The organism is Laceyella tengchongensis (assembly GCF_900182735.1).
GTDB lineage: Bacteria > Bacillota > Bacilli > Thermoactinomycetales > Thermoactinomycetaceae > Laceyella > Laceyella tengchongensis.
This window is the reverse complement of sequence record NZ_FXTU01000003.1, coordinates 336,321-358,357: the sequence shown is the minus strand read 5'-3', so window position 1 is coordinate 358,357 and position 22,037 is coordinate 336,321. Positions and strand designations below refer to the sequence as shown.

The 22,037-nt window shown below is 52.1% G+C and carries 22 protein-coding genes, 1 pseudogene and 1 riboswitch; of the genes and pseudogenes, 16 read left to right on the top strand and 7 right to left on the bottom strand.

Going from position 1 to position 22,037, the window contains the following annotated elements; genetic code table 11:
• The first annotated feature begins 98 nt into the window (after positions 1-98).
• A complete protein-coding gene (locus tag QQZ12_RS08725; protein WP_189319024.1) occupies positions 99-1,469 on the top strand; it encodes a tetratricopeptide repeat protein in 1,371 nt (456 codons plus the stop codon).
• A 37-nt stretch (positions 1,470-1,506) separates the two neighbouring features.
• Here the strand turns inward: QQZ12_RS08725 and QQZ12_RS08720 are convergent, their stop codons facing one another.
• Positions 1,507-1,860, bottom strand: coding sequence for a hypothetical protein (locus QQZ12_RS08720; protein WP_102992311.1), 354 nt, complete (start codon positions 1,858-1,860; stop codon positions 1,507-1,509).
• 196 nt (positions 1,861-2,056) lie between these two features.
• On the opposite strand from QQZ12_RS08720, the gene QQZ12_RS08715 reads away from it, so the two are divergent.
• Positions 2,057-2,578 carry an HXXEE domain-containing protein gene (locus QQZ12_RS08715; protein WP_284724281.1) on the top strand — a complete coding sequence of 174 codons (522 nt, stop codon included), beginning with the start codon at positions 2,057-2,059 and terminating at the stop codon, positions 2,576-2,578.
• An 84-nt stretch (positions 2,579-2,662) separates the two neighbouring features.
• Here QQZ12_RS08715 and QQZ12_RS08710 read toward each other — a convergent pair whose 3' ends face one another.
• From QQZ12_RS08710 to QQZ12_RS08695, 4 genes are all read right to left on the bottom strand, one after another.
• Positions 2,663-3,385: an ABC transporter ATP-binding protein gene (locus QQZ12_RS08710; protein WP_102992313.1), complete on the bottom strand. Its 723-nt coding sequence runs from the start codon at positions 3,383-3,385 to the stop codon at positions 2,663-2,665.
• A complete protein-coding gene (locus QQZ12_RS08705; RefSeq protein ID WP_284724280.1) occupies positions 3,386-4,489 on the bottom strand; it encodes an ABC transporter permease in 1,104 nt (367 codons plus the stop codon).
• A gap of 72 nt (positions 4,490-4,561) precedes the next feature.
• Positions 4,562-5,944, bottom strand: a complete 1,383-nt coding sequence (locus tag QQZ12_RS08700; RefSeq protein WP_284724279.1) for a sensor histidine kinase — start codon at positions 5,942-5,944, stop codon at positions 4,562-4,564.
• Positions 5,941-6,624, bottom strand: a complete 684-nt coding sequence (locus QQZ12_RS08695; protein ID WP_194830595.1) for a response regulator transcription factor — start codon at positions 6,622-6,624, stop codon at positions 5,941-5,943. Before QQZ12_RS08695 ends, QQZ12_RS08700 begins: the two co-directional genes overlap by 4 nt.
• A 381-nt stretch (positions 6,625-7,005) precedes the next feature.
• Between QQZ12_RS08695 and QQZ12_RS08690 the strand changes: the two genes are divergently transcribed.
• A complete protein-coding gene (locus QQZ12_RS08690; RefSeq protein WP_431606301.1) occupies positions 7,006-7,524 on the top strand; it encodes a PCYCGC motif-containing (lipo)protein in 519 nt (172 codons plus the stop codon).
• Between the two features lie 91 nt (positions 7,525-7,615).
• Here the strand turns inward: QQZ12_RS08690 and QQZ12_RS08685 are convergent, their stop codons facing one another.
• The gene (locus tag QQZ12_RS08685) at positions 7,616-8,986 is read right to left on the bottom strand and encodes an MATE family efflux transporter (RefSeq protein ID WP_054096542.1); all 1,371 of its coding nucleotides are present in this window, start codon (positions 8,984-8,986) and stop codon (positions 7,616-7,618) included.
• Between the two features lie 72 nt (positions 8,987-9,058).
• Here QQZ12_RS08685 and QQZ12_RS08680 point away from each other — a divergent pair, with 72 nt between their 5' ends.
• Positions 9,059-9,289: a hypothetical protein gene (locus tag QQZ12_RS08680; protein WP_022738132.1), complete on the top strand. Its 231-nt coding sequence runs from the start codon at positions 9,059-9,061 to the stop codon at positions 9,287-9,289.
• Here the strand turns inward: QQZ12_RS08680 and ybiA are convergent.
• Positions 9,230-9,519, bottom strand: a pseudogene (gene ybiA / locus QQZ12_RS16990) (riboflavin biosynthesis intermediates N-glycosidase). The gene QQZ12_RS08680 and the pseudogene ybiA overlap by 60 nt on opposite strands.
• Positions 9,520-9,981: 462 nt before the next feature.
• Here ybiA and QQZ12_RS08670 point away from each other — a divergent pair.
• The 12 genes from QQZ12_RS08670 to cobO all read left to right on the top strand — a co-directional run bounded on the left by QQZ12_RS08670 (position 9,982) and on the right by cobO (position 22,026).
• Positions 9,982-10,524: a histidine phosphatase family protein gene (locus QQZ12_RS08670; protein ID WP_022738129.1), complete on the top strand. Its 543-nt coding sequence runs from the start codon at positions 9,982-9,984 to the stop codon at positions 10,522-10,524.
• Between the two features lie 226 nt (positions 10,525-10,750).
• A riboswitch (cobalamin riboswitch) is annotated at positions 10,751-10,947 on the top strand.
• A 242-nt stretch (positions 10,948-11,189) separates the two neighbouring features.
• Entirely contained in the window at positions 11,190-12,761 is a 1,572-nt protein-coding gene (cobJ, locus tag QQZ12_RS08665; RefSeq protein ID WP_022738128.1) for a precorrin-3B C(17)-methyltransferase, read from the top strand.
• The gene (locus QQZ12_RS08660) at positions 12,700-13,674 is read left to right on the top strand and encodes a sirohydrochlorin chelatase (RefSeq protein ID WP_284724278.1); all 975 of its coding nucleotides are present in this window, start codon (positions 12,700-12,702) and stop codon (positions 13,672-13,674) included. The genes cobJ and QQZ12_RS08660 overlap by 62 nt, the downstream gene beginning before the upstream one ends.
• A 13-nt stretch (positions 13,675-13,687) precedes the next feature.
• Complete coding sequence (gene cobK, locus QQZ12_RS08655; protein WP_284724277.1) at positions 13,688-14,470, top strand: precorrin-6A reductase; 783 nt, start codon at positions 13,688-13,690, stop codon at positions 14,468-14,470.
• Positions 14,463-15,113: a precorrin-8X methylmutase gene (locus QQZ12_RS08650; protein WP_284724276.1), complete on the top strand. Its 651-nt coding sequence runs from the start codon at positions 14,463-14,465 to the stop codon at positions 15,111-15,113. The genes cobK and QQZ12_RS08650 overlap by 8 nt, the downstream gene beginning before the upstream one ends.
• A gap of 1 nt (position 15,114) precedes the next feature.
• A complete protein-coding gene (locus QQZ12_RS08645; RefSeq protein WP_106342416.1) occupies positions 15,115-16,293 on the top strand; it encodes a cobalt-precorrin-5B (C(1))-methyltransferase in 1,179 nt (392 codons plus the stop codon).
• On the top strand, positions 16,214-17,464 hold the full coding sequence (gene cbiE / locus QQZ12_RS08640; RefSeq protein ID WP_284724275.1) for a precorrin-6y C5,15-methyltransferase (decarboxylating) subunit CbiE: 1,251 nt from the start codon (positions 16,214-16,216) through the stop codon (positions 17,462-17,464). The genes QQZ12_RS08645 and cbiE overlap by 80 nt, the downstream gene beginning before the upstream one ends.
• Positions 17,454-18,173, top strand: coding sequence for a precorrin-2 C(20)-methyltransferase (cobI, locus tag QQZ12_RS08635; RefSeq protein ID WP_106342414.1), 720 nt, complete (start codon positions 17,454-17,456; stop codon positions 18,171-18,173). Before cbiE ends, cobI begins: the two co-directional genes overlap by 11 nt.
• Positions 18,170-18,967 (top strand): precorrin-4 C(11)-methyltransferase, encoded by a 798-nt coding sequence (gene cobM, locus QQZ12_RS08630; RefSeq protein ID WP_054096549.1) that lies wholly within the window; start codon positions 18,170-18,172, stop codon positions 18,965-18,967. The genes cobI and cobM overlap by 4 nt, the downstream gene beginning before the upstream one ends.
• The gene (locus QQZ12_RS08625) at positions 18,964-20,076 is read left to right on the top strand and encodes a cobalt-precorrin 5A hydrolase (RefSeq protein WP_102992323.1); all 1,113 of its coding nucleotides are present in this window, start codon (positions 18,964-18,966) and stop codon (positions 20,074-20,076) included. Before cobM ends, QQZ12_RS08625 begins: the two co-directional genes overlap by 4 nt.
• Positions 20,073-21,479, top strand: coding sequence for a cobyrinic acid a,c-diamide synthase CobB (locus QQZ12_RS08620; protein WP_102992324.1), 1,407 nt, complete (start codon positions 20,073-20,075; stop codon positions 21,477-21,479). The genes QQZ12_RS08625 and QQZ12_RS08620 overlap by 4 nt, the downstream gene beginning before the upstream one ends.
• Positions 21,472-22,026: a cob(I)yrinic acid a,c-diamide adenosyltransferase gene (gene cobO / locus QQZ12_RS08615; protein WP_102992325.1), complete on the top strand. Its 555-nt coding sequence runs from the start codon at positions 21,472-21,474 to the stop codon at positions 22,024-22,026. Before QQZ12_RS08620 ends, cobO begins: the two co-directional genes overlap by 8 nt.
• The last annotated feature ends 11 nt before the right edge of the window (positions 22,027-22,037 follow it).

The window sequence follows — 22,037 nt, the reverse complement described above, 5'->3', positions numbered from 1 at the left end:
TCCATGTCATCATGGGGGGCGTTGTCGTTGTACATGGCATCCCCTACATTTGGGCATACTTACCACATGCAATGTCGGACAAACGAGGGGGAAGCGGGATGTATCATCAGCAATGGCTACAATTGGTCGAACAGGCGTTGGATGAAATAGAGAAGCAGTATCCCAAAAGTCAGGTTGCGGAAAAAAGCAAATGGCGCAACCGGTTTCGTGAAATTAAAAAATCATGCGATCAGATGCTGGAGTCCTGGGCTGCAGTCATGGAACAAGTGACCAAATTGATGGAGAAGTATCCGGATTTGGACGGTGGAGATAAAGAGATCGAAGAAGAGGTGTGGTTGCACGAATCGGCGGTGCGTTCATTTCGGCAGGGGCAAGGTTACTACGGGCTGACGATGTTTAAGGAAGCCAACCAGTTGTTTCAGCAAGTGGTTGAGCAGGAGCCCGACTTTCTGCTCGGACGGATTTATCTGGGTTTGAGCCTGTTTCACGAAGGGCAATGGCATGAAGCCGAACGCCATTTTCAAATCGTAGCCAATACGGAAGCACATGATTCTTTTGTGGGTTTCGCCCATCAAATGCTGGGTTGCATCGCCGTTAAGCGGGGGGATGACCGCAAAGCGATCAAACAGTTTTCTAAGGTTACGTCGCTCTTGCCCGACCATGCGGATGCGTGGTTTAATCTGGGGGCGTGCCATTATCGATTGGGAGAGTATCATGAAGCGGTTCCGTATTTTTATCACGCTTTGTCCATCAATGAAGACGATTGGGAAGCAATGTATTATCTATCCCATTGCTATCGGCACTGTCAAGAATGGAGCAGTGTCTCTTTTTGGCGGCTGGCTTCATATGAAAAAACCAATCATCCCCGCATTTTGGAATCGATCGCCCATGATTATGAAGAGATGGGAGAGCATGAACAAGCTTTGGCGTGGTATCAGCGCATGCTTTGGGTGGACCCAAAGCATGCAGGAGCTTATCACGGTGTGGCTTGGAATTTGTGGGCGTTGGGGCGGACCGAAGAAGCGATCTTGTGGCTCAAAAAAGGGTTAACTTTGTTTCGGGATAATCAATCGTTGTTATTTGCGTATGTGTGGATGGAAATGGCTACCGGCCAGGTCGCCAAAGCGGAACGGACGCTGGCGCGATTGCCCCTGGAACAGAGCGAGCAGCCGATGTGGTTAGCCATGCGCTCACATCTTTCTTCGCATCAGGGGAATTACCTTGAGGCCAATCGGTTGGCGGAACGATTGATCCAGCAAGATCTTCCCGCTTTAAGGGCGTTGGGCCATTATCAGCGGGGGCGTATCCAGCTGGAGCAGAAACGCGTGGATGAAGCGATGCACCATTTTAAAGAAGCGCGCCAGCTGGCCAAGGGTTGGAAAGATCCGCTTTTCTTTGAAGGAGTGTGCCACTTGATGAAAGGATGCCCTGACAGCACTCGCACGTGCTGGAGTGAGATTGTCACATAAAGAAAAAGCCACTTCATCGCCGGATGAAGTGGCTTTGTTATTGCGGTTTGAAATAACGCATATAGGAGGATTGGTTGGTGGGCCGTTTAAACAGCAGACGGCCGTTCATATCATAATGGTATTCCATTTCGCGGTACTGTTCCACGACCCAATGACCCGCGCCTTTTGACATAGCGGGTGGATCATATGCTGGAACCGTAGTCGTTTTGACCCATTCCATCCCGTACTCGACCCGCTCCGCAGTGTGTTCGGGGGTTTTAGCTAGTGAAGGGACGGATTCTTCAATGGCGATGCTTTCCTTCCCGGCGATTAGTGCAAGCATCATCAGATTGATGCCAGCCAACGTGCCGATGGTGATTTGCCTCCATGATGGATGTTTCTTTTCCTGCAACGGTTCCACCTCCCCATCGACCACAGTATATGTGAAAGATAGACGGGTTAGTCCTTACAGCTGCATTTTGACCTTGTACTCAGCTGGATGAAGGAGTATGATCGAAGGTGACAATGACCGGTTCGGCAACCTAAGACAACATGGTCGAACGGGGATCACTTGACTGCGCAGTTCTGGCATAAGGAGAGATGCACCCGTGTTTGAACTGTCTTTTCTATATTTTCAATGGTTGTTTCCCATTGTTGTCACGTTGCATAATTTGGAAGAAGCGATTTGGTTGCCTGCATGGTCGCAAACAGCGGGTAAGTGGCATGCCAAAGTGGGGAAGCGAGAATTCCGGTTTGCCGTTTTGGTTTTGACCGTTCTTGCTTATGGATTAACCTATCTAAGCTGGTCAAACGGACCGGAAAGTGTGTGGTCTTATCTGAATTGCGGATATATATTGGCCATGCTCTTAAATGTGTTTCTCCCCCACGTGGCGGCAACCATTGCCCTGCGCCAGCCTTGCCCTGGAGTCTGGACGGCAGTGGCCTGCAATTTGCCGATCAATTCATTGCTGTTGTATCTCGCTTTCCACGATCAATGGATCACGGGTATGACCTTTCTGATCTTTGCACCGTTTACCGTGGCAGGGATTGCCTTATCTATCCCGCTCCTTTTTTTCGTCGGCAAACAATTGCCCACCTGCAAACGGAGGAATTCATCTCGTTCCTGCTGATCGGCCTCTTAGCGGTGCTGTTTGCATGGCAGAGCCACCCGATTTCCGGTATCAGGGAAATCGGGTTTTGTGTTACCGGTAGGTTTAGTGGTGGCTGTGTTGTAGCGGTTGCGAGCCGGCTTTCATCCCGGCGGTTGCAATCAGCTTGCCGTCTTTGATAGTCAAAACCCGGTCACACAGATCTAGCACTCGTTCATCATGTGTAACCATGATCGCCGCTTTTCTCCTGGATTTAACCTCATCAGCTAACATCTCCACCACCTGCCTGCCCCGTTTGGAGTCAAGGCTGGCTGTGGGCTCGTCGGCTAGGATTAGTTCCGGGCTGTTCATCCACGCGCGCGCGATGGCCACCCTTTGTCGTTCACCGCCCGACAGATGCTCGGGATAATGGTTGCGACGATGGGCGAGTCCTAAGTGCGCCAACAATTCATCGGCTTTTTGTTCCGCTTCTTTGTCGCGTTTTTTGGCGATCTCAGCGACTAACAACAGCTGGTCGCGCACTGTCAAGAAAGGAACGAGGTTGGATGTTTGAAAGACAAATCCAATTTTGTCCAACCGGATCTTGGTCATCTCCTTGGCGGAAAGGTTCGTGATATCTTGGCCGTCCAGGATGAGGCGACCTGAGGATGGGGACAACAACACCCCCGCGATCGACAACAGGGTGCTTTTTCCTGAACCAGACGGGCCGACGATAGCGACAAATTCGCCTTCGTTTACATGAAAAGAGACATGATCCAGCGCTTTAACGGCGTTGTCTCCTGTGCCATACTGTTTGCTTACATCTTCAAACGCCAGTTTTGTTTTCATTTATTCTGCCCTCCCGATCGCTTCAATCGCATCCACGTTGGCGATGCGGCGCAAAGATAACAATGACCCCAATACAGACACAACCAACAGCAATCCGGAAAAGAGGAGAAATGTTTCTACGTCCAATTTGAAAGGCACGCTTTCCGGTAGGATCGATTCTACTCCGTATGTGAATCCGACACTAATTAAGATTGCTGTGACGGTGAGCAAAATCACTTGCCCCATCAGGCTACGCGCCAGATCGGATGTGTTGGCGCCAAGCGCTTTTAACACGCCGAATTGATTGGTTTTTTGCAGAGTGATCACATAGAAAAACACGGCTTGTACAAATGAAGCGATCACGAAAAGGAAAACAATCATCATGGTGAGTGATCCTTGCTCTTCTTTATATCCGGGAATATTCTGCAACGCGTCCTCTTTGGTGATCACATCGATCTCACTCACATCCCGTTTCAGCTCGGCGGCTTGAGAGGGAGTCATTTGTAATGCAATTGCGCTGTAATACCTTTGTTTCAGTTGCGGATTAGCGCGGATTAGATCGTCCCAATCTTTTAAATTCATAAACACTACCGGTGAATGGCTGAAGGTGTGACCCTCCGTAAATCCAACAACTTTCCATTTTTGATTTGTTTCGGGATCTTGGAGCCAATCCCCCAATCCGATTCCTTCTTGCTTAAGGGATGCATCCACCACCACTTGGTTTTTGGCGGTATTGTTGAAGTGGCTTCCTTCGGTAATGACGGGGTTTAGAAATTGGTTCGCGTCGATAGCGAAAAAGGTGACATCCATTTTGTTTTTGGTGCCCGCCTTGGTGACGGACAGCATTTTTTGTCCTAACGGGGTTGCTCCTGTCCCGGCTGTTATTTGTTTGATTTCCGTCCATTTATCCTCAGGGATCTGCGATCGGTTTAGTTTGTTTTCAGAGTCGGGCTGGATCACGAAATGATCCGCCTTCATGTTTAATAACGCGGCGGCATTGTCGGCGGACAGTCCATTGGCCAGGCCGGAGATAATGAAGACCAGCCAGGAAATGAGAATCATGATAAACCCGATCAGGAAATAGCGCAACTTGGCAAATTTCAGCTCTCTTAGGGCCAGAAACAAGTTTATTCACTCCTTTTCTGTGGTTCTGGCCCTATTATAGAAAGCAAATATGAACGGCAAATGAATGGAAAGTTACATCTGGGGCAGGCGAATGGTGAAGGTCGTCCCTTTGTTTTCTTGACTTGCCACTTCGATGCTTCCTTGGTGCGCTTCGATGATTTTATAGACGATCGCTAGTCCCAGTCCGCTACCATGATCATTCCGTTCCCTGGCTTTGTCCACTTTGTAAAATCGGTCGAAAATACGCAGGAGATCCTGCTCAGGGATGCCGATACCTGTGTCTTGAACCATCACGGCGATTTCTTTTTTACGCGATTTATCGATCTTAATCGTGATGGTTCCCCCGCGTTCAGTGAATTTGATGCTGTTAGTGAGCAAATTGATCCACACTTGATGTAGCAATTTGGGGTCGGCTTGAATAAAGGTTTCCGGTAACTCCATCTCAATGGCCAAGTCTTTTTTTCGCCATTGCCACTCCATCATGAAGACCACTTGTTTGATCTGATCGGCCAAATCAAAGGTTGTCTTTTCCAGCGCCCCGGCTTCTTTATCCAAGGAGGCCAACGTCAGCAGTTGTTTGCTTAACAAAGACAAACGATGGCTTTCTTTCTCGATGATAGACAAATAATGTTTTTGTTGCGCAGGGGGAATCTCTTCGGACTGCAATGTTTTGGAAAAACCTTGGATCGATGCCAGAGGGGATTGAATTTCGTGGGACACGTTGGAAACAAACTCCTGCCGCATCTCATCAAGGCGTTGCAAGCTTTGGGCCATGTGCGTAAAATGCCTTGCTAGTTGTCCGATTTCATCTTCGCGGTCCACATTTAACGAAAGGTTGTATTTACCTCGGGCGACGATTTTCGTGGCGCGAGTCAGGATTCTGATCGGTTTGACGATGTAATGCGTACCTGCAAACACAAAGGTCACGCTCAAGCCGATGGTGAGTGCGACCAATACAGCGAAAAATACCCGCATCTCTCCGAACAAATATTCAATGTCGGGTCGGATGAAAAGAGCGTGGCGCTTTCCTTTGATGTCAATGGGAACGCCGATGGTGTTGCTCAATTCGTCATCGAAAAAACCGGTCACAAAAATCTGTTTGGGGTATTGCGCGATGCCGTAGTAAGTTTGTCCGCGCAAGACGCGGTCGATGGCGGCCGGCGCCAAGGTCGTGCCGCTGAACGGATTTCCGAATGTCATCAGTTTTTTGTGCCCGTCTGTCAAAGCGATTTGGTAACCCAGATCGGCTACGCTGTTCAGATACTGGTGCAAGTCGACTTCGGAGTGTGCTTGGTAAAACGACGTGACATTTTTGGCCATGCGGGTGATTTTTTCGTTATTGTACGGTTTCAATTTGATTTGATAATAAAGATTGCTCAATAAAAAAGCGATCAATCCGCTTAGTAACATAATGAAAATGGTCGTGGCCACAAACCTCAAGTATAGTGTTTTCACTGTGTGTCGGCCTCCAATTTGTATCCGATTCCCCGCACGGTTTTGATGGTGAAATCATGCGTTTTATGTTTAAATCTTTCTCTTAACCTTTTCACATGCACATCAACCGTGCGCATGTCCCCCTCGAAGTCTGGCCCCCAGATCAAATGAATAAGCTCTTCCCGCGTGAAAACGCGATGGGGATAGCTGGCTAGTTGGGACAACAATGCGAACTCCTTCAAAGGAAGGATAATCGTCTGCCCGCGGCACCGCACTTCATAGCTTTTGCGGTCTATCACTGTCTGCCCGAGTTGGATGCAATCTGCATTGACCATGCGGTAGCGCCGCAATAATGCTTTGGCCCGAAACAGCAATTCTTTCGGTTCAAACGGTTTGACCAGATAATCATCGGTTCCAGACTGAAATCCTTTTTCTTTGTCAAGTAGCTGATCCTTGGCTGTCAGCATGATAATGGGGATGTCATAAAAATCGCGGATGTCTTGGCACAGCTCATAGCCGTCTTTGCGCGGCATCATGATGTCCACCACAGCCAAATGAATTTGCTCTTCTTCCAAAATTCGCATCGCCTCTTCCCCATCTGCCGCTTCAAACACGGTAAATCCTTCTTTCTGAAAATGAAAGCGTACCAGTTCTCTGATGTTCACGTCATCATCGGCAATCAACATATGTAACATGAGCAAAAACCTCCAAGTCAATTAAACAAAAGCTTCCAAAGTTGGTTTGATAGGCCATAGCGAAAACCACAAGGAAGAAAGAAAGCCCTAATAAAGATAGGGTACCATATCCTATCAGGCAAGTGAAAAGCGCCTGCATGCAGATCACCTGCCCTCTTCTGTGGCTGTAAAGTGTCGGCAAAAAGTTCCCGGCGGCTAGGGCGTGTCTGATGAATAGGCCAGCGGCTCCAAAACCCTTTTCTCATTCGCTTCACTTGTGCATCGGCGCTCCTCAAGAAAAGGTTTTTCCGACGCTTCTTCCCCACCAACTTGATTTGCCAGACACACCTTAGTGACATTGTGTGTTATCATTTTTCATGTGGTTTTCCGAATTCGAGGTAAAGGGGGATGCATGTGCAACAGAAAAAATGGGCGATCGCGCTGGGGGCGTTGATGATCGTCGGCGGTTTGACCGGTTGCGGCGTTCAGGAGGGAACGCAATCCCACGATTCTACGAGCTATGCTAACCATGGCGGACAACAGCATGTAGCTGGCGATGTTCGCGAATTGACGGCGGGAGTAACAGTGTTGCCTTCATTTGTGAAGGGGTTAGATCCCAAGGTAGGGCAGATCTACCAAATTGCCGCGGCGAACGCCGATGTGTTGAAATCGATGCCCTGCTATTGCGGTTGCGGAGAAAGTGTTGGACATAAGAGCAATCTGGATTGCTTCATCCACGAGATGAAACCGAACGGCCAGGTCGTATGGGATTCGCATGGCACCAAATGCGGCACTTGCCTAGATATTGCGGCGGAGTCGGCCATGCTGAAGCAAGAGGGGAAATCGTTGAAAGAGATTCGGCAAATCATCGACAGCAAGTACAAGGATGGCTATGCGGCGCCGACGCCGACACCTATGCCTTCATAAAAAACAGCACTCCCCAGTGCGTATCCGAATGGTGGGGAGTGCTGTTTTTTTGTGATGGACGATATCAGCCTGCTGTATTCCGGCTTGTTGGTCATCGCAACTGTCTGGCGGGAGACGGTGCTGAGTGGCGGCGCTGGATTCGTAGCAGGCGGCCCATCAGGAAGATCGCGCCGAAGGCCAAGCCGGAGATCAAGCCAATCCAGTAACCGAACGCGCCGAATGCCAGGTAGTTTGCCAACAGATAACCGATCGGCAACCCCAAGATCCAGTAAGAGATGAGGGCTACCAGAAATGCGGAGTTGACGTCCTTGTACCCGCGCAACGCCCCTTGAATGGGGGTGGCGATGGCATCTGATAATTGGAAAAAGATGGCATAGATTAAAAATTGTTTAGTCAGTTCTAATACGGTAGGGTCGGTAGTATAAAATCCGGCCACCTGCTCATTGAAGAGAATTAGCGCGATGGCGCAAATCACGGACATCATGAGGGCGATCCCAATGCCTAGGAAGCTGTATTGGCGTGCGTCTTTGCTCCTCTTCGCCCCCACTTCAAAGCCGACGGCGATGGTCAAGGTCATGGAGATGCTCATGGGCACCATGTAGAGGAACGATGCGAAATTCAACGCCGCTTGGTGGGCGGCGATAGTCGCCGTATCATAACCACTCATCAGTAGCGTGACGGCGGCGAAAATGCTGGTTTCGAAGAAGATCGCAAACCCGATGGGGACGCCAATCTTCAATTGTTCCTTCCATGCGGACAAAGACAGTCGGAACCATCGAGAGAACACGCGATAGTCGGAAAAGGGTTTGACTCGAGCGATCACTGCGAAGCTGATAAACATGATGCACCAATACGTAATCGCCGTAGCATAACCTGCTCCGACCCCACCCAACCGGGGAAAGCCCCATTTGCCAAAGATCAGCAGATAATTCAACCCGACATTGATCGGCAAGGACAGCAGGATGATGAACATGCTGACCCGTGTTTGACCCAACGCATCCATAAAACAACGCAAGACGGTATAGATAAATAGTGGCACAATGCCAAATGCCAGCGCGATTAAATAGTCGTGGGCGATCTGCCGTACCTGTGTTTCAAGGCTCATTCCGTTCAGGATGGGATCAAGGAGAAAAGTCCCGCACAGGATGACCGCGGATGCTATGGCCACCGCCAAGTAAATGCCTTGAATCACTTTAAATGGCACTTCGTTGTTCTGCTTGGCCCCGACTAATTGGGAGACAATCGGGGACAACGATAGCAAAATCCCGTTCAACCCAGTGAAGACGGGAGACCAAATGCTAGAACCGATCGCCACCCCGGCTAAGTCACGGGCGCTGGCGTGGCCTGACATCACCGTATCGAAAAAGTTCATTGAAAACAGAGTCAATTGGGTCACGAGAATAGGTAATAAAATAATCAGAAACTGGTGTGTTTTTTGTTTTACGGAATGTGTTTGATTCATTGTTCTCTTCCTCTTATATTGAATTCAATGCGCATCTTCCGTCCACGCTAGCAAATTTAAGAGGGTAATTCAATGCTTTTTTTCAAGTCAAATAGGCGTGGAAGTCTCGTAGCGCAGATTCACATGATAGACACCCCCAAGTATTTGAAAGTAGCGCCCTGCAACCATGTGTACAAGACGCAACCATTGCTTAGGGGCTATGTTGCCAATAAGCCGACAACCCGCGTGGGACAAATGGATGTATCAGCCTTCTTGCCGCAAGCGGCTCCGCACTTCCATCAGGATCACACCCAAGCGGTTTAAGCCGCTTCCATCCGCTCCACAGCCCCAATAATAGGCAATGGGGGAGTTTTCGATAATCAGTTCGTCACCAGTGGGCAGCAACAGGCTTCGTAGATCAGCATGAATTTGAACTTGTGGTAAACGGCAGTGCGCATCACCTGTTCTTTCACCTCTTCCCAATCAGGGCGGATGGGATGTTTGCGGCTACGCCCCAATTGTGCAGCATCTTTCGGTTTTTTCACTGTGCGAATCTGTTTGGCATAGGGCGTACCGGCGAATTTTTGCGCTTGGAAATAGTGTTCGCTAGAGCGTGTCTGATGAATAGGCTAGCGGCTCCAAAACCATTTTCTCATTCGCTTCACGCCATAGGGTTCGTTCACAGTGTAAATGTGATTTCCATGGGGATACACCTCTCTTTGCAATGAGCTCGCAGATTGGCACTGAGCGGGCATGGATACGACCTGAGATTTGCCCCTTCCTGCAATTTTATTTATTAGATTATAAAAAATATTATATAATTGGATTGTTGATGGGGCAAAATGAGTAACTTCTAAGATAAAAGTGATGGCCATACGGAGAACCTTTTCCCGATGAGTGAATGAAGCGAGAGAAAAGGAGATTGGAATACGAACCCTTCGTTATTTCCGCATTGTTTTTCATTCACTTGTTCCGCTGGTCGCTGGCGGCTGTTTCAAGCAGAAAGGATGGAATGCATGAAAATCGGTTTGGTTCGTCATTTTAAAGTGAAGAAAGATTTTCCGAAAAAATTTTTGCTGACACAACAGGAATTATCGCAATGGATTAAGGAGTATGATGTCGCTGATATAGAAGAAGGCGAAGTGGATTTAGGAGATATCGCATGGAAACGCTGTTTCACCAGCGATTTGCCGCGGGCGGAAAAAACAGCGCGCAAAATTTATCAAGGGCCGATCACAGTGACGAAAGCATTGCGTGAAATCCCGATCTGTCCGCTTTTTCGCAACCATGAGGTGAAATTGCCACTTTGGGCCTGGGGTTTGATTATGAGGGGAGCTTGGCTTTGCAACCACCGCTCGCAAATAGAGGTCAAACAGGATGTACAGAGGCGCTTGGCGGACGTCATAGATGAAATCATGTCCCGCAACGGGGAAGACACGCTGATTGTCAGCCATGGGATACTGATGGTGTCCATGCGGCAAGAACTCCTGAAAAGAGGATTTAAGGGGCCGCGCTTGGGCACACCAGCAAACGGCAGATTGTATGTGTTTGAAAAATGAGCCCCTGTACGAAAAATGGATAGCGGCATGGAGAAGACGTGGGGACGGGTGTGTATTCTATCAGAAAGTTGGCCTGATTTAAACTATTAATCAACTGTGAATAATCAAGGAATTAAAAGCATCTGATTAAATGGGCGCGTCTATTCTGCGATAATGCCGGTGGAAAAATTGAAAATATGCAGGCTAGTAAGTTACAATTTCAATATAATGATTTTGTTAAAAAATGAATATCTTTGTGGGGAAAGGTGGAGCGCAAGATCTGCGCTCCCGAAGAGGGAAGATCGGTGAGAATCCGACGCGGTCCCGCCACTGTGAATGGGGAGTCTGAGTTTGGCCACTGCATGTGTCGATGATGGGAAGGCCAGATTCAAGCTAAGACGATGATCCATGAGCCAGGAGACCTGCCTTTTCTGACAACACCGCTTGACCTACGCGGATGGGGAGGTGTTTATAGGGACGGCAAGAGATTCATGTGCCTATGTGGGATGTATCTGCTTGGTGTCTGCGATTCTGCGCCTATAAACACTTTCTGCCCGAGTGAGCGGAAGGTGTTTTTTCATTTTCTGACAGGTCAAAGTGTGTTAGAGGGAGATTTTATTCGGTTTGATGGTTGAACATTTTTAATAGAATTAATATTCAATTATATCCTGAGATGGGGTGATTGGATGGGCCGTCCAGTTGGCAAGATCTTGTTGGTCGGGTTTGGGCCGGGACATGCGGAGCACATAACGGCGTGTGCCCGTTATGCGCTGATGGAGAGTGAAGTGATCGTCGGGTACAACACCTATGTAGACCTTATCCGTCCGCTTTTGACGACGCAACAGATTGTGCGCACCGGAATGACGGAAGAAGTGAGCCGGGCGCAGGAGGCGGTCAGGCTGGCGGAAGCTGGCAAAAAGGTGGCGGTGATTTCTAGCGGTGACGCTGGTGTGTACGGGATGGCCGGTTTGGTTTACGAGGTGTTGATTGAAAAAGGGTGGCACCCGGAAACCGGCATCGGTGTGGAGGTGATCCCTGGAATTTCGGCGATCAACTCATGCGCTTCGCTGTTGGGAGCGCCGGTGATGCACGATGCTTGCACCATCAGCTTGAGCGATCATCTGACTCCATGGGAAGTGATTTCAAAGCGGATTGAAGCCGCTGCTGCTGCCGACTTTGTCATTGCCTTGTACAACCCCCGTAGCGGGCGCAGAACCAAGCAAATCATTGAAACGCAAAAAATCCTTTTGAAATACCGTTCCCCTGATACCCCGGTGGGATTGGTGAAGAGCGCGTATCGCGAACGGCAGCAGGTGGTGGTGACCACCCTTGGCCGGATGCTGGATCACGAGATTGGTATGCTCACCACCGTGCTGATCGGCAATGGGAGCACGTTTGTGCATGAAGGATTGATGATTACGCCGCGCGGATATCAGCGCAAATATACGTTGGACCAGACCGTGCAGGCTTTGAAACCGCACGAGCGCCTGCGTCCAGAGGCAGAGCCGTGGGCCCTCGAAGCTGAGGGTGCGCCGGACGCGGCAGACGAGATGAGTCCCGTGCAGTTAGCTGAAGAAGCGCTGTCGATGTTGGAAAGGCGCGAGACAGGCGTCGCGTCGATTTTTGAAGTGGCGGTGTCAGCAGGCTTGGCAGAGAAAAAAATCACACCAGAGCAGATGCGCTGTCTGGCAGAGGTGGCTGGGGCAGAGGGTGAGATCCATTATACGCCCGATCACCGGTTGTTGCTGAAAGTGCCGACGGAAAACCCGGATCGCGTGGTGGAGCAGTTGAGCGCGGCGGGACTTCTTCTAGAGCCAGTAGGTAATGTAGTCCAACTGAAGGCTTGTGATTTTTGTGATGGGGACAAGGGGGAGTCGATCCCGCAGTTGGAGGAATTACAGAAACGGATTGGGGGCTTGGGTGTCCCTAAGGAACTGAAGATTGGGTTTAACGGTTGTGCAATGGCTTGCTACGGAGCGGTGACTGAGGATATTGCAATCGTACATCGCCGTGGCACGTATGATTTGTTTTTGGGAGGCAAGAAAATTGGGCGCAACGCCCAAGTGGCCAAACGGGTGGCGGAAGGGCTCACCCCTGATGAGTTGATCGCCGCGGTTGAACAAACGGTGCGCGCCTACAAAGAACAGGCTGAGCCCAATGAGCGCTTCCATAAATTCTTCAAACGGGTGGAAGAGATTGGCGGGTTCCGATACACCGAAGGCCAGATCACGATTGAACCGCTTGCTTGTGGCGATTAGGCAGTATGAGTTCATCGTTCTGGCTCGGAAGAGCATGTGGCGCACAGGTCGCGTCCAATTTCAACGGATGGGAGAGAGCGAGATGGAAGCGATATTGTTTGTGGGGCATGGAAGCCGTGATGCTGAGGGGAATGAAGAATTGTTGCAATTCACCGCACAGATGGCGACCAAGTTTACGGAACCGATTGTGGAGACTTGTTTCTTAGAATTTGCCCAGCCGGACATGCATGCTGGAGTGAAGAGAGCTGTTGACAGGGGGGCTACTTCGATCAAAGTGATTCCGCTGATGCTGTTCATGGCAGGGCATGCCAAAGTGCACATTCCTTTATTTTTACAGGAGGCGCAAGCGGCCTATCCCGATGTTCGGTTTGTATACGCGCGGGCGCTTGAGGTGGAGCCATTGGTATTGCCCATCTTGGAAGCGCGGCTTCAGAGCGTGCTTAGGGTTGGGGAAACGGAAGAGACGGCCGTGTTGCTGGTGGGGCGGGGATCGAGTGATGCCAACGCTAACAGCGACTTGTATAAGATCACCCGCCTGTTGTGGGAACGTTTGCCTGTCCCGTGGGTGGAAGCTTGCTTCATCGGGGTGACGGACCCACGGCTTAACGAAGGATTGAACCGGTGCCTTCGATTGGGTGCCAAACGGGTGGTGGTGTTGCCGTATTTCTTATTTACCGGCGTGCTGATCAAGCGGATGGAGAGGATGGTGCGTGAGTTTAATGAGACCAACGTCGGTGCAGAAGCGGTGATGGTTTCTTACCTCGGGTGTGACGAAGGGCTGGTGGATATCTGGAAACACCGCGTCGACCAGTTGGAGCAGGGGCAGGCGTTGGACTGGGAAACCTTGGCCAAACAGGCGGTCGCTACCGGACACCACCATCATCATGACCATCATCACCACCATGACCATTGAAGGGGGAACAGCAGTGATTTTTCTGTTGGCCGGAACAAGTGATGCCCGTGAGTTGGCTTGTTTGTTGCAACAAGAAGGGTATCCACTCGTGGCCTCGGTTGTGACCGAAAGTGCCGCCGACAGCTTGCGGAAAGCAGGCGTTTCTGTGCGGGTGGGTCGATTGACGGCGGATGAAATGGTTGCCGTTCTAAAGGAACAAGGTGCTGCCATGGTGGTGGACGCCAGCCACCCGTTTGCCGAAGAAGCATCCAAAAATGCGATCCTGGCGGCTGATAGCGCAGGCATCCCCTATCTCCGCTACGAACGCCCGGAATGGAAGGTCGAGCGTCATCCCCTCATCGAGACCGTATCCTCTTATCAAGAGGCGGCGGAAGCGGCGGCGCGCCGAAAAGGGGTGGTCATGCTGACGACAGGGAGCAAAACGTTGGACATCTTCGCCCATAGATTGTTGTCGGAACCGGGCGTGCGGTTGGTTGCTCGGATGTTGCCACACAAGGATAACATGGAAAAATGCGAACGGTTGGGTTTGGAGCAGAAGAATATCATCGCCATGCAAGGGCCGTTTGGCAAAGAATTGAACAAGGTCTTGTACCAACATTATAAAGTGACCACCGTCATTACCAAAGAGAGCGGGCAGATCGGTTCGGTCGATGAGAAGGTGGAGGCCGCTTTGGAGTTGGGGTTACATGTGGTGCTCATTTCCCGGCCGCGGATCGAATATGGCCGCGCCTTGGATAAGATCGATCAAGTGCTAGATCAGGTGCGAGCAGAATTAGGAGGAATGTCCCATGAGTGAGTCTTTTCGTCCCGTCACCACTAAACCTCAGGAGATTGAGAATTTAAGCTTTCAAATGATTGCCGACGAATTGGGGGCACATGATTTTGCGCCGGAGCAATTTCCCATTGTGCAGAGGGTAATTCATGCAACCGCCGACTTTGAGTTGGGCCGAAGTGTTGTGTTTCATCCTGATGCAGTGCGAGCGGGCATCCAAGCGATCCAAGCCGGCAAGCCAATCGTGGCTGATGTGCAGATGGTGCAGGTGGGGATCAACAAAATGCGTTTAGGGAAATTTGGTAGCGATGTGCGAGTGTATATCTCTGACAGCGATGTGATGGCAGAAGCCAAACGGTTGGGGACGACCAGAGCGATTGTGGCGATGAGGAAAGCAGTCGCCGAGGCCGAAGGCGGCATTTTCGCGATCGGTAACGCCCCCACGGCGCTTTTGGAATTGATTCGCCTGGTTCGGGAGGGGGTGGCCAAACCAGGGCTCATCGTGGGTGTGCCTGTAGGTTTTGTATCTGCGGCGGAGTCGAAAGAGGAGCTGTTGAAGCTAAATGTACCATTTATCACCAACTTGGGCCGCAAGGGAGGCAGTCCGACGGCGGTGGCGATTGTAAATGCCTTAGCCATGATGGCTGAACGGGAGATGGAAGCGTGACATGAAGTCAACGCAGGCAGCAAGCGAAGAAAAGCCGCTCCGTACGGGATATACTACGGGAGCCTGCGCGACGGCGGCGACCAAAGCAGCTTTGCTCTCGTTGATCACCGGGGAAGCCGTCCGAGAGGTGACGATCCGCTTGCCGATCGGCCAAAAGGCGGTGTTTGCCATGGATGAGGTACGGATGGATGGAAACCATGCGCGAGCCAGTACGGTCAAAGACGGCGGGGATGACCCCGATGCCACGCACGGAGCGACGATTGTGTCCACCGTCACCTGGTTGCGTGAACAAGGAATCGAGATTGACGGTGGTGTCGGTGTGGGTCGGGTGACTAAGCCGGGCTTGCCGATTCCGGAGGGGGAAGCGGCCATCAACCCGGTGCCCCGGCGGATGATCAGGGAGACGGTGGAGACGGTGCTAGCCGAACATGGGGTGAACCGGGGTGTCAAAGTGGTAATCTCTGTTCCAGAAGGGGAAGTGATCGCCCAGAAAACGTTGAACGCCCGTTTAGGAATTATCGGTGGCATTTCCATCTTGGGTACGCGGGGGATCGTGGTTCCGTTCTCAACTGCTGCTTACCGGGCCAGTGTGGCGCAGGCGATCCAAGTGGCCAAAGCCAATGGTTGCCGTCATCTCGTGTTGACTACGGGTGGTAGCAGTGAAAAACATGCGATGAAGTGTTTCCCTCATCTGCCGGAAGAAGCTTTTATCCAGATGGGCGATTTTGTAGGTTTTGCATTGAAACACGCCAAACGGGCCGGAGTGGAACGAGTGAGTTTAGTAGGGATGATGGGCAAGTTTTCCAAGGTAGCCCAAGGTGTGATGATGGTTCACTCCAAAAGCGCCGCGGTCGACTTTGGTTTTTTGGCGGCGGTGGCGGAGGAAGTGGGGGCACCCCCCGATTTGGTGCAGGCGGTACGTGAGGCTAACAGCGCGACCCACGCGGGCCAGCTGATGGAAGAAGCCGGGCGGATGTCGTTTTTCACGCGGTTGAGCCAGTTGGTCTGCCGTCAAGGCTTGCGGCATGTGGATGGAGGCCTGACGATTGAAACGGTGTTGGTGAAAATGAAGGGTGAACTGTTGGGGAGGGCGGAATGGAGTGGCACAGATGGTGAAACTGATTGGGATCGGTGCGGACGGGAAAGATGGACTCCCCCCGCATTGCCGGAAATGGATTGAAGAAGCGGATGTTTTGATCGGCGGAGAGCGCCATTTGGCTTATTTTCCTGAGCATAGGGGAGAGAAGTGGGTACTCAAAGGCGGCATCATGGGCATGATCGGTCGGATTGCCGAAGTGATGGCGGAGCGGCGCGTGGTTGTGCTCGCTTCGGGCGACCCCCTATTCTATGGAATTGGTCGCTTGCTGGTGCGGCGTCTCGGCGGAGAGCGGGTGGAGATTCTTCCCCATGTGAGTTCGTTACAGCTGGCGTTCGCCCGCATGGGGGAAAGTTGGCAAGGGGTACCGGTAGAAAGTCTCCATGGCCGCCCGTTGTTCGGCTTGGCCCAACGCATCGACGGGCAGGATATGGTGGCGCTACTGACGGATGACCAGAATACGCCTGGGGCAATTGCCAACTATTTGTTGCGGTTCGGCATGACTGAATACAAGGCGTTTGTGGCTGAGAATTTGGGCGGCGCGGATGAACGGGCGGGCTGGTGGGAGTTGGAGCCAATGGCGCAAGCGGAGTTTTCTCCACTCAACATCGTGATCTTAAAACGCCGGGACGGGGCACGAAGCCAGCCTTGGTTCATGGGCATGGATGATGATGCCTTCATTCAGCGCAAGCCGGATAAAGGGCTGATTACGAAAAAAGAGATTCGCCTGCTCAGCCTGACAGAGATGCGTTTGCAGAAAGAAAGTGTTGTCTGGGACATTGGAGCCGGTTCCGGTTCAGTGGCGATCGAGGCTGCTAAGTGCGCAACGCACGGCCAAGTGTATGCAATTGAGAAAAATGAGGCGGACATCGCCAACATCGAAGCGAACTGCATCAAGTTCCGTGCCGACATCCACGCCGTTCACACCAAAGCGCCCCAAGGGTTGGACAAGTTGCCTGATCCTGACGCGATATTCATCGGCGGGAGTGGTGGAGAGCTGTCCGAGCTACTTACGGTGTGTTGTTCCCGATTGCGGACGGGTGGTCGATTGGTTATCAATGCCGCCACGATTGAAACACTGTCGACTGCTTTGGCCGGCTTGGAAGCGGCGGGCATGGCGGTGCGGGTGACGCTTATGCAAGTGTCGCGGAGCAAGCCGATTCTGAATATGACCCGATTTGCCGCGCTCAATCCGACATATGTCATCGCTGCATGGCGGCCGGATGGGGAAGAGGGGGATGTACATGAGCAATGAAGCGCGTTATGGCAAACTGATTGGCATCGGAGTAGGGCCAGGCGATCCCGAATTGCTTACCGTGAAGGCTTATCGCATGTTGAAGGAAACCCGCGTCATCGCTTATCCCAAAAAACGCAAGGGTGAAAAAAGCTATGCCTTGTCCATTGTGGAGCAGTATGTAAAAGCCCAGGAAAAAGAGATGGTTGGCTTGATTTTTCCGATGACGCGCGATCCGGACGTTTTGTCGCGAGAGTGGGATCAAACAGTGGCGACGGTGTGGTCCCATCTGGCACAGGGGAAAGATGTCGCTTTCGTGACAGAGGGCGATCCCATGCTGTACAGCACCTTTATTCATCTGGGGCGCCGGATGCGGAAGCTTCATCCGCAAGTGGAAATCATGTCCATCCCCGGCATTTCGTCAGTGAATGGAGCTGCGTCCCGCTTGCACCTTCCCTTGGCGGATGGGGATGAGCAAGTGGTTATCGCACCGGCGACGGCCGATCGGGAAGCGATGCGACAGGTGCTACAAACGCATGACGCTGTGGTGTTTTTAAAAGTGGCCAAAGTGCTCGACTTGTTGCTTGACATTCTGGACGAACTGGATCTGCTTGACCGGGCGGCGGTGGTGAGCAAAGTGAGCTCGCCCGAAGAGCAGATCTGGTGGGATGTGCGGGAGTTAAGAGGGAAGAAGTTGGGATATCTTTCATTGATGGTGGTGAGGAAATGACAGCGTTGGCGGCTAAAGTGTATATCGTGGGAGCGGGCCCTGGCGATCCTGAGTTGATCACGGTGAAAGGCATGCGGATCATTGAGACGGCCGATGTGGTGTTGTACACTGATTCACTGGTGAATGAAGCCTTGATCGCCAGAGCCAAACCAGAAGCGACCGTTGTGCCAAGTTCAGGGATGGAGTTGGGGCAACTGGTTGATTGCATGGTGGTTCATGTGCGTCAAGGGCGTAGTGTGGCCCGGGTACATACCGGTGACCCCGCCGTATTCGGTGCGATTTTTGAGCAGATGGTGGAGTTGAAGAAGTATGGGGTTGAAGTGGAGATCATTCCAGGTGTTAGCTCCGTGTTTGCCGCAGCGGCCGTTTTGGGGGCGGAATTGACGATCCCCGAGTTGACGCAAACGGTCATCCTGACCCGCGCAGAAGGGCGGACACCCGTGCCGGAGCGTGAGAAGCTATCAACGCTTGCCGCCCATCACGCCACACTGGCTCTGTTTTTAAGCGCTACCCTGACTAAGAAAGTGGTGCGCGAACTGCGGGAAGCCGGCTGGGCGGATGAAACCCCTGTCGCAGTGGTGCAACGGGCTACTTGGCCAGATCAACGCATTCTCCGCACCACGCTCGGTAACTTAGACGAGGAGATGCGCCGAGCAGGCATTCGTAGTCATGCCATGATTTTGGCCGGGTGGGCTTTGGACCCATCCCGGTTGGCGGATGGGGGCGCGTTTCGCTCTCGCCTGTACGACAAGACGTTCACACATGGGTTTCGAAAAGGGGTGGATGGCGCATGAAGCGACCCCTTGCTTTCGTGGCCATCACCAAACACGGAGTGCATATGGTGCGCCGGTTGCAAGAACAGTTGGAACAGGCCGATGTCTATTATATGGACAAGTTTGCGCGCGGGGATGAGGCGGCGCGGTCAATTGTGCTGTTTCAAGGCTCAGTCAAACATATTCTTCCGGATTTGTTCCGCCGGTATGACGGCATTGTCCTGTTCATCTCTTTAGGTGCGGTAGTGCGCATGATCGCCCCGATCTTGCAAGACAAAAAGACAGACCCCGCCGTTGTGGTGGTGGACGACAAAGGGAAATTTGCCATCAGTGTGTTGTCGGGTCATCTGGGTGGTGCCAACGAACTGGCGAAGCGCGTGGCCGCTCAAGTAGGGGCGACGCCGGTCATCACTACGGCTTCCGATGTTCAGCAAACGATCGCTGTCGATTTGTTTGGCCGTTCCTTTGGTTGGGAGATTGAAAGCTTCGCCAAGGCTACTCCAGTGAGCGCAGCGGTGGTGAATGAAGAGCGGGTAGCAGTGATCCAGGAATCGGGGGAACCGTACTGGTGGGATTATGACCGCCCGTTGCCTGATCATATTCGCGTGGTTGATTCATGTGCAGAAGCCGACCAAGCGAAATTTGACGCGGCGTTGGTGGTGACGCACCGCCTCTTGGACGAACAAGAAGAACAGCGCTATTTGCATAACGGGGTGCTCTACCGACCCAAGGTGTTGGTGTTGGGCATCGGGTGCAACAAGGGGACGTCGGCGGAAGAGATTGAGCATGTGATCGTGCAAACGCTGAACGAACAGCGTTTTTCTCTGCGTAGTGTCCGCAATGTGGCGACGATTGACTTGAAAAAAGAAGAGCCGGGTTTGTTGTCTGTCTGCAAAAAATATGGTTGGCGCTTGGACACGTACACCCCGGATGAACTCAACACGGTCACCTTGCCTGACCCTTCCCCCACCGTTTACCGTTACACTGGCGCTTACGGTGTCAGTGAGCCTGCCGCGCTTTTGTCGGCCGGAGCGACAGAATGGTTACTCACTAAAAAGAAGGCGGGCAATGTGACGATATCGATTGCCCAAGTTCCTTTTCCCTCAGTGAAGGAAGTGATAAGACGATGATGAAACGGCCAAGATTGCTGATTGCCGGGACAGGCAGTGGCGTAGGAAAGACGACGATCACCTTGGGCGTCATGGCGGCTTTCCGGCGCCGGGGACTGAAAGTGCAGGGGTTTAAGTGCGGTCCTGACTATATTGATCCTACTTACCACACGGCGGTGACAGGTAGGGTGTCGCGCAATGTGGACACCTGGATGTTGACCGAGGAGAACATGCGCGAATGTTTCATCCGCGGCAGTGACGGGGCTGATTTGTCCGTGGTCGAAGGAGTAATGGGGTTGTACGACGGCAAAGATCCGCTCAGCGAACAAGGCAGTAGCGCTTCGATTGCCATGGCGCTCGACTGTCCAGTCATCCTCGTGGTGAATGTACAGAGCATGGCCCGCAGTGCGGCGGCGGTTGTGCTAGGATACCAGCGGTTAAATCCCCAGGTGGCGATCAGGGGAGTGATTGCCAACCGGGCGGGAAGCGAAGGGCATTACCGGTTGGTGAAAGCGGCGATTGAGCAAGAATGCGGTATCCCGGTATTGGGTTGGCTGGCCCGGGATGAGTCGATGAGGTTGCCGGAACGCCACTTGGGACTGGTGCCTGCGGTTGAACGTGGGGAATGCGAGGATTTGTTTGCCCAATTGGCTGACAAGGTCGAACAAGGTGTGGATATGGAGCGTTTGCTCGCGATTGCGCAAGATGCCCCTCCTCTATCGATGCCATCATCCTCATATCTGGATGCGGTGCCTGTTTTGCCAGGAGCGCCGGTGGTGGCGGTGGCGAAAGATTCTGCTTTTCATTTTTATTATCCAGAAAACCTGGAGTTATTGGAGCGACTGGGGGCGAAATTGGTGTTTTTTAGCCCGTTGGCTGACGAAGCCGTGCCGGAAGAAGCGGATGGCCTGTTGATCGGCGGAGGCTTCCCCGAGGAGTTTGCGGAACGCTTATCCCGCAATGAACGGACTAAACAGTCCATCCGTCGTTTCATCCAGTGCGGGAAGCCCGTGTTTGCAGAGTGTGGTGGATATATGTATTTGGCGCGATCCATTGAAACCACTTCGGGGCAAGTATATCCCATGGTCGGCTTCATCCCTGGTCGGGTGCGGATGCAACACCGCTTAAGTGCATTGGGATATCGGGAAGTGCGGGCCACGGATGACAACTTGTTATTTGCCAAGGGCGAGTCGGCCCGTGGACATGAATTCCATTACTCTTCGCTGGAGCCTGAGGCCGGATCGACCTGGCCGTTTGCTTACACAAGTGAGGGACGGCGAGGGGAGATGAAGGAAGGGTATGCCCAAGCCAACGTGTTGGCCGGGTACACACACCTTCACTTCGTTTCCAATTCACGCATTGCCGCTCGCTTTTTGCAACATTGCACAAAAGCCCGGCAACAAAGGAGTGGGGAATATGCCTGAGCGAGCTAAAGCCGGCCGGCAAGGATTGACACTGGTTTATACCGGAGACGGCAAAGGAAAAACGACGGCGTCGCTGGGACTCGCCTTGCGAGCGGTAGGCCGGGGGCAACGGGTGGGGATTTGGCAATTCATCAAATCGCCGCAACGCACCTATGGTGAACAATTGGCACTGAAAAAACTGGGCGTGGAGGTGCGACCATTGGGCGTCGGCTTCACTTGGACCAAAACACCGGAAGAGCATCGCACCGCATTGGCAGAGGCCTGGATGGTGGTGAAAGAGCGGGTCATGAGTGGAGAGTATGATGTTGCTATTCTCGATGAAATCAATAATGCATTGGCGATCACTTCGTTCCCCATCGACGATGTTTTGCCGCGGGCGGAAGTGCTGTCCTTAATCGAACAGCGGCCGAAGCATACGCATTTGGTGCTGACGGGGCGCAACGCCTTGCCGGAAGTGATGGAACGTGCTGATCTGGTGTCGCGGATCGAACCGGTGAAACATTATTATGATGCTGGTGTGTCCGCTGTCAAGGGGATTGAATTCTAGTTGAATACCAT

Bases quoted from the DNA above. Each gene is read 5' to 3' on its own strand.
- QQZ12_RS08680 (WP_022738132.1), top strand. From the start codon at position 9,059: ATGCTTTTTTTCAAGTCAAATAGGCGTGGAAGTCTCGTAGCGCAGATT.
- QQZ12_RS08670 (WP_022738129.1), top strand. From the start codon at position 9,982: ATGAAAATCGGTTTGGTTCGTCATTTTAAAGTGAAGAAAGATTTTCCG.
- QQZ12_RS08625 (WP_102992323.1), top strand. From the start codon at position 18,964: ATGAAGCGACCCCTTGCTTTCGTGGCCATCACCAAACACGGAGTGCAT.
- QQZ12_RS08690 (WP_431606301.1), top strand. From the start codon at position 7,006: ATGCATGTGCAACAGAAAAAATGGGCGATCGCGCTGGGGGCGTTGATG.
- cobJ (WP_022738128.1), top strand. From the start codon at position 11,190: ATGGGCCGTCCAGTTGGCAAGATCTTGTTGGTCGGGTTTGGGCCGGGA.
- cobO (WP_102992325.1), top strand. From the start codon at position 21,472: ATGCCTGAGCGAGCTAAAGCCGGCCGGCAAGGATTGACACTGGTTTAT.
- QQZ12_RS08710 (WP_102992313.1), bottom strand. From the start codon at position 3,385: ATGAAAACAAAACTGGCGTTTGAAGATGTAAGCAAACAGTATGGCACA.
- QQZ12_RS08645 (WP_106342416.1), top strand. From the start codon at position 15,115: ATGAAGTCAACGCAGGCAGCAAGCGAAGAAAAGCCGCTCCGTACGGGA.
- QQZ12_RS08725 (WP_189319024.1), top strand. From the start codon at position 99: ATGTATCATCAGCAATGGCTACAATTGGTCGAACAGGCGTTGGATGAA.
- cobM (WP_054096549.1), top strand. From the start codon at position 18,170: ATGACAGCGTTGGCGGCTAAAGTGTATATCGTGGGAGCGGGCCCTGGC.
- QQZ12_RS08620 (WP_102992324.1), top strand. From the start codon at position 20,073: ATGATGAAACGGCCAAGATTGCTGATTGCCGGGACAGGCAGTGGCGTA.
- QQZ12_RS08650 (WP_284724276.1), top strand. From the start codon at position 14,463: ATGAGTGAGTCTTTTCGTCCCGTCACCACTAAACCTCAGGAGATTGAG.
- cobI (WP_106342414.1), top strand. From the start codon at position 17,454: ATGAGCAATGAAGCGCGTTATGGCAAACTGATTGGCATCGGAGTAGGG.
- QQZ12_RS08685 (WP_054096542.1), bottom strand. From the start codon at position 8,986: ATGAATCAAACACATTCCGTAAAACAAAAAACACACCAGTTTCTGATT.